The 15,719-nt window shown below is 60.1% G+C and carries 11 protein-coding genes; 6 read left to right on the top strand and 5 right to left on the bottom strand.

The genetic code is table 11. The features are described from left to right. Positions 1 to 109 precede the first annotated feature (109 nt). Positions 110 to 1,624: a serine hydrolase domain-containing protein gene (locus GGQ73_RS05915; protein WP_183894741.1), complete on the top strand. Its 1,515-nt coding sequence runs from the start codon at positions 110 to 112 to the stop codon at positions 1,622 to 1,624. 19 nt (positions 1,625 to 1,643) lie between these two features. On the opposite strand, the gene GGQ73_RS05920 is transcribed toward GGQ73_RS05915, so the two are convergent. The 4 genes from GGQ73_RS05920 to GGQ73_RS05935 form a co-directional block, all read right to left on the bottom strand. Further along, a complete protein-coding gene (locus GGQ73_RS05920; RefSeq protein ID WP_183894743.1) occupies positions 1,644 to 2,510 on the bottom strand; it encodes a D-amino-acid transaminase in 867 nt (288 codons plus the stop codon). A 57-nt stretch (positions 2,511 to 2,567) separates the two neighbouring features. Continuing rightward, positions 2,568 to 4,571, bottom strand: a complete 2,004-nt coding sequence (locus tag GGQ73_RS05925) for an acetyl-CoA carboxylase biotin carboxylase subunit (RefSeq protein WP_183894745.1) — start codon at positions 4,569 to 4,571, stop codon at positions 2,568 to 2,570. 10 nt (positions 4,572 to 4,581) lie between these two features. Continuing rightward, entirely contained in the window at positions 4,582 to 6,114 is a 1,533-nt protein-coding gene (locus tag GGQ73_RS05930) for an acyl-CoA carboxylase subunit beta (protein WP_183894747.1), read from the bottom strand. A gap of 320 nt (positions 6,115 to 6,434) precedes the next feature. Further along, entirely contained in the window at positions 6,435 to 6,926 is a 492-nt protein-coding gene (locus tag GGQ73_RS05935; protein ID WP_183894749.1) for a MarR family winged helix-turn-helix transcriptional regulator, read from the bottom strand. Positions 6,927 to 7,005: 79 nt separating this feature from the next. On the opposite strand from GGQ73_RS05935, the gene GGQ73_RS05940 reads away from it, so the two are divergent. The 4 genes from GGQ73_RS05940 (at position 7,006) to GGQ73_RS05955 (ending at position 12,023) form a co-directional block, all read left to right on the top strand. Beyond that, positions 7,006 to 7,392 carry an aldehyde dehydrogenase family protein gene (locus GGQ73_RS05940; RefSeq protein ID WP_183894751.1) on the top strand — a complete coding sequence of 129 codons (387 nt, stop codon included), beginning with the start codon at positions 7,006 to 7,008 and terminating at the stop codon, positions 7,390 to 7,392. Positions 7,393 to 7,539: 147 nt separating this feature from the next. Continuing rightward, positions 7,540 to 8,379 (top strand): p-hydroxycinnamoyl CoA hydratase/lyase, encoded by an 840-nt coding sequence (locus GGQ73_RS05945; RefSeq protein ID WP_183894753.1) that lies wholly within the window; start codon positions 7,540 to 7,542, stop codon positions 8,377 to 8,379. Positions 8,380 to 8,484: 105 nt separating this feature from the next. Beyond that, a complete protein-coding gene (locus tag GGQ73_RS05950; RefSeq protein WP_252094068.1) occupies positions 8,485 to 10,611 on the top strand; it encodes an acetate--CoA ligase family protein in 2,127 nt (708 codons plus the stop codon). Between the two features lie 83 nt (positions 10,612 to 10,694). Next, entirely contained in the window at positions 10,695 to 12,023 is a 1,329-nt protein-coding gene (locus GGQ73_RS05955; RefSeq protein WP_183894755.1) for an MFS transporter, read from the top strand. 77 nt (positions 12,024 to 12,100) lie between these two features. Here GGQ73_RS05955 and GGQ73_RS05960 read toward each other — a convergent pair whose 3' ends face one another. Continuing rightward, positions 12,101 to 13,870: a sigma-54-dependent Fis family transcriptional regulator gene (locus tag GGQ73_RS05960; protein ID WP_183894757.1), complete on the bottom strand. Its 1,770-nt coding sequence runs from the start codon at positions 13,868 to 13,870 to the stop codon at positions 12,101 to 12,103. Positions 13,871 to 14,192: 322 nt separating this feature from the next. On the opposite strand from GGQ73_RS05960, the gene GGQ73_RS05965 reads away from it, so the two are divergent. Further along, positions 14,193 to 15,665, top strand: coding sequence for a benzaldehyde dehydrogenase (locus GGQ73_RS05965; protein WP_183894759.1), 1,473 nt, complete (start codon positions 14,193 to 14,195; stop codon positions 15,663 to 15,665). The last annotated feature ends 54 nt before the right edge of the window (positions 15,666 to 15,719 follow it).

Here is a 15,719-nt window from a genome sequence, read left to right on the forward strand (position 1 = left end):
TCACTTTCGGAGGGTCTGACAGGGCATTGCTGTACGCGTCAGATAGGTGCAAATGCAGCGTCTGAACAGGGTCCTTCGCGTTGTGGGGACGATTTTGAATGGAAAAAACATGCTGGACAATCAGGACTGGACCGCTGCTTCGAACGTGGCCGAAGACTTCGTGTCGCAATGGAGCAACAACGAGCCCGGAGGTTCTGTTGTCGGCTTTGACCTGTCGGGCCTGCGGTTTGCCTGTTCAGGCGGCGTGGAAAGTCTAGCGACCTACACACCTTTTTCACCCAAAAGCGTTGTGCGCTACGCGTCGGTCACCAAGCATGTGTTTTGTGCCATGGTGCTGGAAAACAACCATCTGATCGCGCTTGATGATCCGCTCGGAAAACACGTTGCAGAACTGCAATCGCCGCTTCGCGATGTCACGGTGGGGCAGGCGCTGGATATGAGCGGTGGCCTGCCGGATGTGCGCGAATGTCTCTCGCTGCTTGGCCTTTCGGTCTACACGGAAACGCATGCTGCGCCGCTGCTGGACTATGTTTCGCGGTTGACACGCCTTAATTTCCCAGTGGGCAGCGAGGTATCCTACACCAACACGGGCTATCGTCTGGTGGAAGCCGCACTTGAGCGAAAAGGGATTCGTTTCGACGATTTCGTCCGGGAGAAGATCGCCGCACCGTTCGGCGTCGTTCTCAAGGCACCGGATGTGTGGGGCGACCCGGTGGCTGGACTTGTGCCTGGATATTGGCAGGCCGAACAGGGCTGGCAGCTATCATCCGCAGGCTTGCACATTTCTGCATCCGGGAGTTTGGCGGGAAGTGCCGAGGCGTTGGTCCGCTGGTTGCAGGCGCTTTTGAACGGCGAACCTGGCTTCGAGAGCGTATTGAAAGCATTGTCTGCTGAACGTCCTTTGGCGGATGGTCGGATGAGCGAATACGGGCTTGGCTTGCGCTGGTCGCATTTGGGCACGCGTCGCTTCCTCGGGCACGGCGGTTCGCATCCCGGTTATAAGACTTACTTTCTGCTCGATCCGGAAAACGGCACGGGTTTCGTCGTCGTCTCCAATAGAGAGGACACCAACGGTTTCAAGATAGCGCTGGAAAGTATGGCGGCGCTGACCGGTCTGCCATTGCCCCAGCCTACAAGCAGCCTGCCGGATGGTCTCTACATCACAGAAACGGGTCCGTGGTGGCTGGAGATCAAAGGAAGCACCTGCACGTTCATCGATGCCGACGACACGCTCTATGACGATGGCGATGGCTGGGTTTCCTCCCGATCGGCCTCATCGCCGGTGCGTCTTCGCGTGGAGGGAGACGCCTTGGTGGGGGAGGCTGGACACGCACAACGCCGCTTTTTGCCGGTCGGATCGCATGACGTGCCGACCGCGCTGACCGGTCGCTGGATTTGCGAGGAGGGTGCCGAATTCTCGATAGAGAATAACATGCTTTCCATGGGTGTCGGGCCGACGCGGCAAACCATGCCGTTGACGGCCCTCGGCGCTGGCCGCTTTCTGTTTACGCTGAACGATGGCCCATGGACAAAACGCGTCTGCCTGCACGCGTTGGGTCACGATCGGCTGGAACTGGTTACCAGCCGTGCGCGCATGGTCGAGTATCGGCGCTCGGTCCGGTAAGGACGAACGCCGTTCTCACTCAAATGGCGGTGCGCATCGCGTTTTCGAGGTAAAGCTCACGCAGGCGCTTCACAAGTGGGCCGGGCTTTCCATCGCCGACAGGTTTTCCGTCGATGCTTGTGACGGGCATCACGAAGTTGCCCGCACTGGTGAGCACCGCTTCCTGCGCTTTCAAAGCCTCATCGAGCGTAAAGGGGCGCTCTTCCAAGGTCAGACCCGCTTCTTCGATCAACTGCAAAGCCGCTTGGCGTGTGCAGCCGGGCAGGGTTTTGTTGCTGTTGCCGCGTGTCACCAGCTTCTTGTCTGCAGTGATGATATAGGCCGTCGAAGAGGCGCCCTCGGTCACGAAACCGTCCTCGATCATCCATGCCTCATCGCAGCCCTCAGCCTTGGCGATGCGCTTGGCCATGACCTGCGGCAGCAGGCAGACGGATTTGATATCGCGGCGAGCCCAGCGTTGATCGGGAACAGATTTGACCGAGAGCCCGGTCGCCTCCTGCGGGGTTCCGACGAGCTTTTTCACCTGCGGAAACATTACGAGCGTGGGTGCGAGATCATCCGAAAATAGAAAATTGCGGTCTTCAGCGCCACGCGTTAATTGCAGGTAGATCAAACCTTCCGTCAGACTGTTTTCGCTGATCAGGCGTCGTTCCGCTTCGACCACCTGCTGGGTGGTGATGGGCAGAGGAATGTCGATCTCACCTGCACTTCGCTCCAGCCGCGCCATGTGTAGATCGCTGTCGATCAGCTTGCCATCGATAACGGACGTGACCTCGTAGATGCCGTCCCCAAATAGAAAGCCGCGGTCGAAAATGGAGAGTTTCGCCTCGGATTCAGGAAGAAATTTACCGTTGAGATAGACGATGCGATCGGTCGCGCTGGGCATAGTAGGTCCTTTGGTGTCAGGCTGAAAAGCACCGTCTGTTTAAAACGATCCGGCCGCCTATTCAAACTCCAAAATCACCTCATCGACCGCGAGACTATCGCCTGCACTGACCGACACCTTGCTAACGCGACCGTGCCGCTCTGCCCGAAGAATGTTTTCCATCTTCATCGCTTCAACGGTTGCCAGCGCCTGGCCCGCCTCCACATGATCGCCCTCCTGCACGGAAATGGATGTAACCACCCCTGGCATGGGGCACAGCAGAAGTTTCGACGTGTCCGGCGGTAGCTTGTCTGGCATCAGTTTGGCAAGCTCGGCGATGCGCGGGGTGCGAACCAGCACTTTTACGTCCAGTCCTCGCCAGCGGAGACGAATTGCAGATGGCGAAAGATCAATCTTCACGGCCATGGACTGCCCACCGAGCGTAAACATTTGCAACGTCTGCCCCGGTTGCCAAGACGTCTCGATTGGTAAAACGGTGCCGTCCTCGAAGGTTGCCGAGGTTTTGGTCTCATCCCCGATGAGGGAAATCCGGTGGTCCGTCTTTGCCAAACGGACAACCCAATCGTTGCCCACAATGCGGCGGTGGTTGCCGATCGTCCCGGAAATCTGCGTGGCACGTGTCTGCACCCGGTGATGAATGATGGCCGCAACAGCGGCCAGCTTCCTTGCAGTCTCAATCTCGGGTTCGATGCCCGCAAAGCCCTCGGGAAACTCTTCGGCGATAAAGCCAGTCGTCAGATTTCCGCTGCGGAAGCGCTGATTTTGCATGACGGCAGAGAGGAAGGGCAGGTTGTGGCCGATGCCCTCGACCTCGAAACTGTCCAGCGCATCTCCCATGGCATCTATGGCTTCTGTCCTGTCTTTGCCAAAGGTGCAGAGCTTGGCGATCATCGGATCATAATACATCGAGATTTCACCGCCTTCGAAAACGCCCGTGTCGTTCCGAATCACGGTGCCGTTGGGCTGTGTCCCCTCTGTCGGGGGGCGATATCGCGAGAGACGACCGATTGAAGGCAGGAAGTTTCGATATGGATCCTCCGCGTAGAGGCGACTTTCGATAGCCCAGCCGTTCAGCTTGATATCGCTCTGTCCGAACGCCAATGGCTCGCCGGATGCAACGCGGATCATCTGCTCCACGAGATCGATGCCTGTGACGAGTTCCGTCACCGGATGTTCCACTTGCAGACGGGTGTTCATTTCCAGGAAATAGAAATTGCGATCGCCATCCACGATGAATTCCACCGTCCCGGCAGAGTGATAGCCAACCGCCTTGGAAAGGGCAACGGCCTGTTCACCCATCGCATTGCGTGTGGCCTCGTCAAGGAAAGGCGACGGAGCCTCTTCGATGACTTTCTGGTTGCGGCGCTGGATGGAGCACTCGCGCTCTCCCAGATAAAGTACGTTGCCATGCGTGTCGCCCAGCACCTGAATTTCGATGTGCCGAGGCTGATTGACGAATTTTTCGATGAAGATGCGGTCATCGCCGAAGGAGGATTTCGCTTCGTTTTTGGAGGATTGGAAGCCTTCGCGTGCTTCGGCGTCGTTCCAGGCGATTCGCATGCCCTTGCCCCCGCCGCCCGCCGATGCCTTGATCATGACGGGGTAACCGATAGACGAGGCTATCGTCACAGCTTCGTCTGCGTTTTCGATCAGTCCCATGTGGCCGGGTACGGTGGAGACGCCAGCCTCCTGGGCCAGCCTCTTGGAGGTGATCTTGTCGCCCATCGCCTCGATTGCCTTCACCGGCGGGCCGATGAAGATGATGCCTGCTTTTTCCAGAGCAGCAGCAAAGGCCGGGTTTTCCGACAGGAATCCATAGCCGGGATGCACCGCATCGGCACCCGTCCGGCGGATGGCTTCCAGAATTTTCTCGATCACGATATAGGACTGGTTGGAAGGCGCTGGGCCGATATGCACTGCCTCGTCCGCTTCGCGCACATGCAGAGCATTGGCATCGGCATCAGAATAGACGGCCACCGTCTTTATGCCCATGGCTTTTGCCGTCCGGATAACGCGGCAAGCGATTTCGCCTCTGTTGGCGATGAGGATTTTGGAGATCATTGCGGTACCCTCACAGCGGAATCGTATCGTGTTTCTTCCAATGCGTCGTCACCTGCTTGTTGCGTAGCGAGGCGAACGCGCGGGCGATGCGGCGACGGGAGGAGTGCGGCATGATGACCTCATCAATGAAGCCCCGCTCTGCCGCCACAAAGGGGTTGGCGAAACGCTCTTCGTACTCCTTGGTCCGTGCCGCAATCTTCGCAGGATCGGAAAGCTCTGAACGATAGAGGATTTCCGCCGCCCCTTTGGTACCCATCACGGCGATCTCCGCCGTTGGCCAGGCATAGTTGATGTCAGCACCGATATGTTTGGAGGCCATCACGTCATAGGCGCCGCCGTATGCCTTGCGGGTGATCAGCGTCACCATCGGCACGGTCGCTTCCGAATAGGCAAAAAGCAATTTTGCCCCATGCTTGATGACACCGCCATACTCCTGAGCCACACCGGGCAAAAATCCGGGCACATCCACGAGCGACAGAATGGGAATGTTGAAGGCATCGCAGAAACGCACGAAACGGGCGGCCTTGCGCGAGCTGTCAATGTCAAGGCAACCGGCCAGTACCATGGGCTGGTTGGCGACAACGCCAACGGTCTGGCCTTCGATGCGTATGAAGCCGGTGATGATGTTTTTGGCAAAAGCTTCCTGTATCTCGAAGAAGTCGCCTTCGTCGGCCAGGGCGTGGATCAGCTCTTTCATGTCGTAGGGTTTGGCGGAGCTGTCTGGTATCAGCGTGTCCAGCCTTTGCTCCAACCGCGCCGGGTCATCGTGAAACGGTCGGCTCGGTGCTTTCTCACGATTGTTGAGCGGAAGGAAATCGAACAGCGCGCGCACGGCCTCCAGCGCTTCGACATCGTTTTCATAGGCGCCATCGGCAACGGAGGATTTTCTGGTGTGGGTGGAAGCGCCACCCAGTTCTTCCGCTGTCACGATCTCGTTGGTGACGGTTTTGACCACATCCGGTCCGGTGACGAACATGTAGGACGTGTCGCGCACCATGAAGATGAAATCGGTCATGGCGGGGGAATAGACCGCACCGCCCGCACACGGGCCCATAATCACGGAGATCTGTGGGATAACGCCGGAGACTTCGGCATTGCGGCGGAAAACCTCTGCATAACCGGCGAGCGACGATACGCCCTCCTGGATACGCGCGCCGCCACTGTCATTGAGACCGATGACAGGTGCTCCCACCCGCGCGGCCATATCCATGACCTTGCAGATTTTCTGCGCATGGGTTTCGGAAAGCGAACCGCCCAGAACGGTAAAGTCCTGGCTGAAGACGTAGACCTGTCTGCCATTTATGGTGCCCCATCCGGTGACGACGCCATCGCCAGCGACCTTCTGCTCGGCCATGCCGAAATCCACGGCGCGGTGGGTGACATACATGTCGTATTCTTCGAAGGAGCCCTCATCCAGCAATACGTCGAGACGCTCCCGGGCCGTCAGCTTGCCTTTGGCATGTTGTGCATCGATGCGTTTCTGACCGCCACCGAGCCTTGCCTGCGCGCGGCGCGTCTCCACCTCTTCAAGAACCGTCGACATGCAAACTCCCAGATACGACTATTGCGATTCCAGACTTAAGGGTGAAATCCCGAATTGCAAATAGTCCATTGGTGGCAAGTTTAAGCATTTGGCGAAGTGCTCGCTGTTTGCTCCCGGCAGGTCCTGCTCGATCAGGATCATATCCAACAGCCCTGATGTTTTTGGCATTCTGTTGGCGTGAAGCCGGGCACCGGTTTGCCGACGGCGCATCGGAGCAGCGACACCGGGTGGCCGCGCTGGCTGTCGCCGAGATCGGCAACCATGCTTTCAGGCCCGGGTTCGCGCCAGTCGTTGCAGTGATCGTACCAATCGCTTCTCTGTCACTCCCCTTTCTTCCAGAACGGACCGAGCAGATCCAGCAGCAACTTGCGGGACCGGGATGGCAAGGCGCCGAAGAATTCTCGTTCATGCTCCAGCATGACCTGTTCGGCCTCAGCGGCCGCCCGTCTGCCATCTGCGGTCACGGTCAGCCCGAAGGATTTTCCGCCGATATGTTCCCGTTCGATCAAGTGGCGTCTTTCAAGCGATGCCGTCAACGGCACCATGTTTGCCCGTTGGATGCCAAGAATCCGGCCGATCTCGCTTTGAATGATGCGGTCGTTGCCAGCGATCAGGATCATGACGGATGCTTCGCTTGGGGTCAGGTCGATCTGCGCCAGCCTTTGGGCTAGCACGCCCATCAGAGAACTCGATGCCCGCCGAAGCTGGTAGCCGAGATGGTCGTCGAGGGGATTGGTGACCGTCGTGAGGGAGGGCTTGGCGTTGGTTGACGCGTCTTCTGACGACAAGGGGGCGGTTTCGATCCTGTTCATGTCCGACCCTAGAAAATTTCGCTTGCCAATTCAAATCAAAATGTCATGTTATATAACATATCATGAGGCGGGAGGCTCAATGGTGGTGAATATCGCTCGAAGACTAGCTCAATCAGATCGTAACGCCTCGTTCCAGCGGGTCATCGTGATGGATGACGTGACGCCTGCCATGCGACTGTTTCGTCATGGGAGCTTCGGTCCGTTTGCCGCCGTCGTCAGGGCGTGGGGCAAGGACTACGCTGTCGATCCGGCAAACGACGCCGCACGTGGCCTGCGTGTCGCCCGCCGGAGGATATCTGCCATCTCCCGCATCCATGAACCGACCGTCCACGACGAGGCGCAGACGCGGTTCGGTGGCGTCAAAAGCGCAGGCTACGACCGCTTCGGCGGCAAGGCCGACCTCGATCCACTTATAAAGTTGTGTTGCATCACGCTGGACACCAGCGGCGAGCATTTCCCGATGTGAGGCCATCCGGGAAACGCACAATACACAAGCCAAACAACACGGCGTCCAGGGGCGTGGACCGATGCGAGGCGGCCAGCCTTGAGGAGGTCGGCTGTCTTCAAGAGCGTTCACCCAACAACCGCCGTTCGTCACATAAGGAGAAATGCCGTGGATTTACATCGCGATGAACAGAACACCGTTACTTTCGAAATCGTTGATCGGGTCGCCTGGGTCAGCTTCAATCGTCCGGATAAGCGCAACGCCATGAACCCGGCACTCAATCGCCGGATGATGGACGTTCTGGACGAGCTCGAATTTTCCGAGGACGTTGGCGTCCTCGTCCTCACCGGTGAGGGGACAGCATGGTCCGCCGGCATGGATCTCAAGGAATACTTCCGCGAGACCGAGAGCCAGGGACTGCGCGGTACACGCAGGGCGCAGCGGGAAAGTTACGGTTGGTGGCGCCGGCTGCGGTGGTACCAGAAACCGACCATCGCCATGGTCAATGGCTGGTGCTTCGGTGGCGGATACGGCCCGCTGTTCGCTTGCGATCTGGCCTTTGCTGCGGAAGAGGCGAAATTCGGCCTCTCCGAAATCAACTGGGGCATCCTGCCGGGAGGGGGAGCCACCAAGGTCGCGCTGGAGCTGACCGGTTTCCGCAACGCGATGTACCATGCGCTCACGGGCGAGAACATCGATGGCCGGAAGGCCGCCGAATGGGGCTTCGTCAACGAGGCCCTGCCGCTTGAACAGTTGAAAGCCCGCGTCGGCGAGGTCGCGCAGGTGCTTCTCAAGAAAAACCCCGTTGCCCTCAAGGCCACCAAGGATGTGGTGCGACGGGTCGGCACGATGACCTACGATGAAGCGGAAGATTATCTCGTCCGCGCTCAAGAGGCCGCCAACAGCTACGACAACGAGGGACGGAAGGAGGGTATCCGGCAGTTCATCGATGAGAAGAGCTACAAGCCGGGTCTCGGTGCCTACGACCGGTCGAAGTCGAAAGCATAGACAGAGTGGGTCCGTATCGTAAGGGGAGACGATGCGGACCTGTCAACAGATGGGATGAAAGCCGTCGCTTCCATGGACGCGCGGCCCTGTGGAGGAGAGACGACTGTGGATCAAGATATCCGGTTCATGCCTGCAAACGCGATTGGCCGCCTGCTTCGTCCGGCTTCCGTGGCGATTATCGGTGCATCCGACAAACCTGGCGCCCTGGGCGCGTCGGTCCTTGCCAATCTCGACCGTTTACGATTTCCTGGCAAAATATTTCTCGTCAACCCCAACCGGGAGGAAATCGGCGGTCGCGCGTGTCTGAAGGCCATCGGCGATCTGCCGGAGGGCGTCGATGTCGCGATCTTAGCCATTCCGCGTGCTTCCGTCCTGGAAGCCGTTAAGGCGCTGGCGCTGCGCAAAACCGGTGCAGTGGTGATCTTCTCCGCCGGCTTCGCCGAGGGTGGGGCCGAGGGATTGGCCGAACAGCGCGAGATCGCCGCCATTGCGGCTCAAAGCGGCATGATGGTCGAGGGGCCGAATTGCCTCGGCCTCGTCAACTTCGTCGACGGCATCCCTCTGACATTCATCGAGACGCCCGACATCAGACTTGACGGCCGTCCGGGCATCGGCATCGTTTCCCAGTCGGGTGCGATCGCCGCAGTCGTGGATAGCACCCTGCTTGCGCGCGGGCTTGGCCTGTCATTCTCGATATCGACCGGAAACGAAGCGGCAAGTGGCGTCGAGGATTACGTCGACTATCTGATCGATGATCCCCATACCCACGTCATCGGTCTGGTGGTGGAGCAGTTCCGCAAACCGGCGCGCTTCCTGCAAGCCGCGCGGCGCTGCATCGCGGCGGGAAAGCCGATCATTCTGCTGCATCCCGGCCGCAGCAGTGCAGCGCGGGAATCAGCCGCCACCCACACCGGCGCCATGGCCGGCGACTTCCAGGTTATGAAGACCAGTGTCGAGCGGGTGGGCGTCACGCTGGTGGAGACGCTCGAGGAGTTCGGCGACTGCCTGGAACTGACCGCCCGCTACGGCAGGATCGGGGGTGGCGGCGTGGCGGTCGTTGGCGAGTCCGGCGCTTTCAAGGCGTTGACGCTCGATCTGGCCGAAGCATTGGCCCTTCCTCTACCGCAGATGACCGACGAGGACAGTGCCGCCCTTCGCGCCGCCCTGCCGCCCTTCGTGCCCGTCAGTAACCCCGTCGACCTCACGGCGCAATCTCTGGTCGATCCGGACCTGTACCGGCGTACGCTCGCCGCCCTTCTAACCGACGATCGTGTCGAGACCATCGTGCTCGGTATCATCCAGACGGACGCCAAGACCTGCACCCTGAAGTTCCCCTCCATCCTCAGCGCAATTCAGGACCTGAAACCCGCCAAGCCCATCATCGTTGCCGGTCTGGACGAGGGCGCGCCGATCCAATCCGCCTATGTCGATGGCCTTCGCGCTCTGGGTATCGCCTATTTCCCATCCACCGACCGGGTGATGCGGGCCGTGTCCCGGCTTTCCGAGCGCGCTCGCCGCACACTCGTCGTGACCGACGCCGAGCCGACGCGTCTGGCGGCCTTGCCGGCCGGTCCGGCAGTCATTCCTGAATATCAGGCTAAGGACCTTTTGCGGCAGGGGGGGTTCGTCTTACCGCAAGGGATGCTCGCCACGACGCCGGAAGAGGCCTGCCGGCACGCGCGCGCGATCGGCTATCCCGTTGTCCTCAAGGCGCAATCTGCCGATCTCTCGCACAAGAGCGACGCCGGCGGGGTTGTCGTCGGTCTCTCGGATGACACAGCCGTGTTGAAGGGCTGGGCAGAGCTCTCGGCAAACATCGCCCGCCATAGGCCTGGCCTCTTGCTGGACGGGGTCCTTGTGGAGACGATGAGCCCGCGCGGAATCGAACTGATCGTCGGAGCACGCAACGATCCGGAATGGGGTCCTGTCATTCTCGTGGGTTTCGGAGGCGTCCAGGCCGAGATCCTGAAGGACGTCCGCCTGCTCTCGGCGGACCTGACAGACGAGGCAATCATTGAGGAGATCGGACGGCTGAAATGCGCCGCGCTTCTCGACGGATTTCGCGGGGCCGCTCCCTGCGATGTCGGTGCTGTGGCCGCAATCGTCAGCCGCCTCGGCCGTCTTCTTCGAGCAGAACCGTCTATCCGGGAAATCGATCTCAATCCCGTCGTCGTCTACCCCGGAGGCAAGGGTGCCGTCATCCTCGACGCGCTGATGACACTGGGCGACTGAGACCGATAGCGCATGAGGGCTTTGCATCCGCGAAGCGCGGACAGGGTCCCTGATTCCATTTCAACCTTGAGGGAGGAACAGCCATGATCGAGGATCCGCAACACAGTCTCGCGCGGACGCCAATGAGCCCGATGCAGATATGGGCCGTCAGTCTGTGCGTTCTGTTGAACGCGCTCGACGGGTTCGATGTCCTGTCGATCAGCTTTGCGTCGCCCGGCATCGCCAAGGAATGGGGTGTCGACCGTGCCGCGCTTGGTATCGTCCTGTCGATGGAACTCATCGGCATGGCCATCGGCTCCGTGTGGCTCGGAGGCCTCTGCGACCGGATCGGCAGGCGCGCCGCCGTCCTCGTCAGCCTCGTGCTGATGGCCAGTGGAATGGCGCTGGCGGCAACGGCTTCCGGCATCCTGCCGCTGTCAGCCTGGCGGCTCCTGACCGGTCTCGGGATCGGCGGTATGTTGGCGGCAACCAACGCGCTCGCAGCTGAACATGCCAACGCGAAACGCCGAAGTTTCGCAGTCGCACTGATGGCGACAGGCTATCCCGTCGGTGCCGTGATCGGTGGCGCCCTCGTGTCGCATTTCCTGGTCGATTACAGCTGGAGAGCGGTGTTTGCCAGCGGTGCCATCGTGACGGCCTGCTGCATACCCCTGGTCTATTTTACCCTCCCGGAATCCGTGCCATGGCTCATTCAGCGGCGTCCCAAGGGCGCGCTCGAACGGCTCAACGCTGTCCTGAAACGCATGGGCCGTGCAAGCGTCTCCGCTTTGCCGGAACCGGCCGGGATACGCCTGAAACCCGGCATCGGGCAGCTATTTTCCCCAACATTGCTCGTTGCTACCCTGTGCCTGACTTTTGCCTATTTCTTCCACATCATGACCTTCTACTTCATCCTGAAATGGGCGCCGAAAATCGTCGCGGATATGGGCTTCCTGCCATCTGCCGCCGGTAATGTCCTTGTCTGGGCGAATATTGGCGGCATCGTCGGTTCGATCATCGTCAGCATCCTTGCTCAACGTTTTCCCGTGAAGAGCCTGACGATCGGCGTCATGGTGATCGCGACGGTTCTTGTCGCTCTGTTCGGGCGCAGCGCTCCAGATCTCGTGCAGCTCTCCATTCTCGCGGCTCTTGCGGGATGCGCCACCAATGCGGGCGTTGTCGGGATGTATGCGATCGTTGCCGAGACCTTTCCCACCGAGGTCCGCGCAAGCGGCACCGGCTTTGTCATCGGTATCGGCCGAGGCGGCGCGGCCCTTAGTCCCATCATTGCCGGCATGCTGTTTGCAAACGGAGCCACCCTTCCGACAGTCGCCCTTGCGATGGGCCTCGGCTCGACAATCGCTGCCCTCACCATACTGTTGCTCGGTCTTCGACGCGTCGGGTCAAAGGGATCGCGGCCGACGCTTCAATAGGAAATGTAAAGCAAAGGCTTTGACCCGGATTGGCTGCTGTTACCGACGGCTCGCTTTGGTCGCCGTGAAGGGCTCGGTCAATCGAGTTGCCCGAGTTTCCTAAGCCGATATTCCAGTTTGGCGCGTGTTATTCCCAGCTGGCGCGCTGCGGCGGAAACGTTTCCACCTGCGGCGGCCAGCCACGAAACGTAAAGCTCTGTCTCGGCCCGTTTGAGTGCGTCGGGTGTCGTTATCGGATGGCCTGGATCCTCGCGGTGCTCGGCCGATTGTGATGCCGTAGAAATCCGACCGCCTTCGGTCAGTTTGAGCGCGGGCGACGGCATCATCTCGAAGCCTGTAAACATATGCTGCAGGTCGATCAATGAGCCGCTTTCGGAAAGAATGACGCCGCGCTCGACGAGGTTCTGGAGTTCGCGGATATTGCCAGGGAAATCGTAAGCCAGAAGCGCGTCCATAGCCCGGCGGGTGAAACCGGCGGTGTCACGCCGATGTCGATCTCGGAAGAACGTCAGAAAATGCGCGGCGAGGAGTGGGATATCGTCGCGACGGTCGCGAAGCGGCGGGATGACGATCGGGAACACGCAGAGCCGAAAATACAGGTCCTGCCGGAAGCGTCCGCCCCTGACCTCTGCAGCAAGGTCGACATTCGACGCGGTGACGACACGAACGTCCACCGGTATCGTCCTTGTGCCGCCGACGCGTTCGATCTTCCGCTCCTGGATAGCTCGAAGGACCTTGCCTTGCGCCGAATAGGTAAGAGAGGCAATCTCGTCGAGGAACAGCGTGCCACCGTGGGCGCGTTCGAAATATCCGGCGCGCGACTGGACAGCGCCGGTAAAGGCACCTTTTTCAACGCCGAACAGCTCGGACTCGACCAGTGCTTCCGGGATGGCGGCGCAATTGATCGGCACGAAGGGCTTGTCCTGACGCGGGCTGAGCCTGTGTAACTCGTTCGAGAAAAGCTCCTTTCCCACACCGGATTCGCCGATGAAGAGCACCGTCGCGTCTGTGTCGGCCACCTTTTCGAGCATTAGCCTCGTTCGCAGGAAGCTGGCCGAAACGCCAACGACCTGGCCGTCTGGTACGGTGGGTGATTTTGCCGCCGATGTCGGCACCCCCGGGTTCACCGCTACGGGGCGGCGGCCGCTCCAGTCGAGGCCGAGATACTGGCGTTCGGGCGCACCGTCACCCCAGGCATCGGCATGTTGACCGACGACGAAGCAGCGCGGTGCGCCCATGGCTGCGCATTCGATTTCGCGGAACACCACCGGCTTGCCGAAGAGCGTGCTGGTATAGCCTGAGGGATACCCGATCTGCATCCAGCAGACGGGCTCGCTGGCAATACCATAGCTTGAGAGATGCTCGGCGGCCTCCGAGGAATCGTCCCAGTAGAATTCGCCGAAATAGGTCCCTTTGCGGAGATCAAACTGGAACTGCTTGGTCGTGACCTTGACGAAGCCTTCAAGCGTATGGACACGGGGACCTGCGGCGAGTGCATGGGTTAGATCCTCCTGCGCGAACCGCTTCTGGATCAGCTCCGCATCCCGAACGCCCTGCATGTAGCCGACACGCATGAACAGACCCTTGGCTGTCTCTATCCCGAAGGCATCGATGATCTCCTGCCGAAGCCGGCCGAGAACGAGCGACTGGATCAGGAGCATGCGCTGGTCGTTGAGCCAGATGCGGCCGTCGCCAAGCGCAAAATTCAGGGCCTCGGCGAGGTCTGCAAGAGTTGGGGTAGCCCCCGTGTCGAGTTCGCTGAAGGCGCCACGCGTCAAAATCCTCCCTGTCTTGCGGGAGGCTTCGGCAAGGGAGATAAGGTGATCCGGCGCCTGCGGGTCTTTCATGATCACATCGACATGTTATGAATTTAATGAAGTGTATTTCATTATTTTATGAAGCGCAATGAGTTGTATGGCGTCAGGATCAAACGCACTAGCTGTGCGCAAAATCTCAAATACTTTCAATTTCTTACGAGGAGGCGCCACGGTTCATCCCCGTGTTTTGGGGAACTGGCACAGGCCTTGCAACACAGTGAATAGCCGCTGGAGGAAGCGGCAGGAGGCTTTAAACCAAGGGTACGCGACGTCGGTCGAAGAGACAGTCAATCTCGTGACGGCGGAGCTATGCCTTTGATTTCGAGCACGTGCGAGTTTGAGGAGGAACACGATGAACATCGAAAACCAGAATTTTCTCGATCGTGAGCGCTGGCAGGGTCGCGCCCTGTTTGGCGACTGGCAGACGACTGCGGCTGGCGTCATGGATGTGACGGATCCGGCGACCGGAGCGGTCATTGCCTCAGTCGGTGTTGGCGGGCCGTCCGATATCGCCCGTGCCGCTGCCGAAGCGCGCTCGGCTCAGAAGGCTTGGGCAAAGACCCTGCCCACCGAGCGGGCGCGCATCCTGTCCAGGGCCGCCGACCTTCTCGAAGAGAACCGTTCGGAGCTGATCCCCTGGATCATGCGGGAATCCGGCTCGATCTATCCGAAGGCTGGCATCGAGATCGGGGATGGTGCGCTCTTCATTCGGCATGCGGCGACACTGGCGACCCAGCCGATGGGCCTGTTGATCCCGTCGATCGATGAGCGAACCAGCTACGCCAAGCGCGTGCCGCACGGCGTCGTTGGCGTGATCTCGCCGTTTAATTTCCCTCTCGTGCTGTCGGTCCGCTCGATCGCGGCGGCTCTGGCCTTCGGCAATGCAGTGGTTCACAAGCCTGATCCGCGCACGCCGATCTCGGGTGGCATCATCATTGCTCGGATTTTCGAGGAAGCAGGCCTGCCCAAGGGCGTCCTTCAGGTCGTTCCCGGCGGTGCCGATGCCGGCGAGGCGATGTGTATCGATCCCAATATTGCGATGATCTCGTTTACGGGTTCGGCACGCGGCGGCTCCAAGGTGGCGGAGATCGCGGGCAAGCATTTCAAGAAGGTCCAGCTCGAACTTGGCGGCAAGAACTCGCTCATCGTTCTCGACGACGCCGATCTTGATATCGCGGCATCAAACTCGGCCTGGGGTGCCTTTCTGCACCAGGGCCAGATCTGCATGGCGACCGGCCTTATTCTGGCCGATGAGACGATCGTTGAAGCCTTGACGGAGAAGCTCGTCGCCAAGGCATCCGATATGCCAGCAGGCGACCCTTTGAGCCATCAGGTGACGCTCGGCCCCGTCATCTCGGATGAGCAGGTGGCGGCCATACAGGCGATCGTCGACGACGCCGTCGCCAAGGGCGCCCGCCTTCTGGCCGGTGGCACCTATGAAGGCCGATATTATGCAGCGACGGTGTTGGCGGATGTCCGGCCAGGCATGCGTGCCTTCGAGGAGGAAATCTTCGGACCGGTCGCCTGCATCGCAAGCTTCAAGACGGATGCGGAAGCGATCTCCTTGACCAATGACAGCGACTACGGGCTCGCTGCCGGCGTCATCTCGTCCGACACGGCCCGTGCGCTGAGGATCGCGGATGAGCTCGATGTCGGCATGGTCCATGTCAACGACCAGACGGTCAATGGCGGCCCTTTCGCGCCGTTCGGCGGTCCACGCAAATCCGGGAACGGCACCCGCATCGGCGGCCCGGCCGACGTGGAGGAGTTTACCACCTGGAAGTGGATCTCGGTCAAGCACGCTGCCACGCCCTATCCCTATTGACGCCTGCCAACAGCAGGATGCGGGGCCATGGGCGCCCGCATCCTGCGCCAGCTA

The sequence above is a fragment of the Rhizobium skierniewicense genome, from assembly GCF_014196515.1.
Lineage (GTDB): Bacteria > Pseudomonadota > Alphaproteobacteria > Rhizobiales > Rhizobiaceae > Agrobacterium > Agrobacterium skierniewicense.

What these genes read in the sequence shown, in the direction of transcription:
- GGQ73_RS05915 (WP_183894741.1), top strand. Translation starts at nt 110, where the DNA reads ATGCTGGACAATCAGGACTGGACCGCTGCTTCGAACGTGGCCGAAGAC.
- GGQ73_RS05920 (WP_183894743.1), bottom strand. Translation starts at nt 2,510, where the DNA reads ATGCCCAGCGCGACCGATCGCATCGTCTATCTCAACGGTAAATTTCTT.
- GGQ73_RS05925 (WP_183894745.1), bottom strand. Translation starts at nt 4,571, where the DNA reads ATGATCTCCAAAATCCTCATCGCCAACAGAGGCGAAATCGCTTGCCGC.
- GGQ73_RS05930 (WP_183894747.1), bottom strand. Translation starts at nt 6,114, where the DNA reads ATGTCGACGGTTCTTGAAGAGGTGGAGACGCGCCGCGCGCAGGCAAGG.
- GGQ73_RS05935 (WP_183894749.1), bottom strand. Translation starts at nt 6,926, where the DNA reads ATGAACAGGATCGAAACCGCCCCCTTGTCGTCAGAAGACGCGTCAACC.
- GGQ73_RS05940 (WP_183894751.1), top strand. Translation starts at nt 7,006, where the DNA reads ATGGTGGTGAATATCGCTCGAAGACTAGCTCAATCAGATCGTAACGCC.
- GGQ73_RS05955 (WP_183894755.1), top strand. Translation starts at nt 10,695, where the DNA reads ATGATCGAGGATCCGCAACACAGTCTCGCGCGGACGCCAATGAGCCCG.
- GGQ73_RS05960 (WP_183894757.1), bottom strand. Translation starts at nt 13,870, where the DNA reads ATGAAAGACCCGCAGGCGCCGGATCACCTTATCTCCCTTGCCGAAGCC.
- GGQ73_RS05965 (WP_183894759.1), top strand. Translation starts at nt 14,193, where the DNA reads ATGAACATCGAAAACCAGAATTTTCTCGATCGTGAGCGCTGGCAGGGT.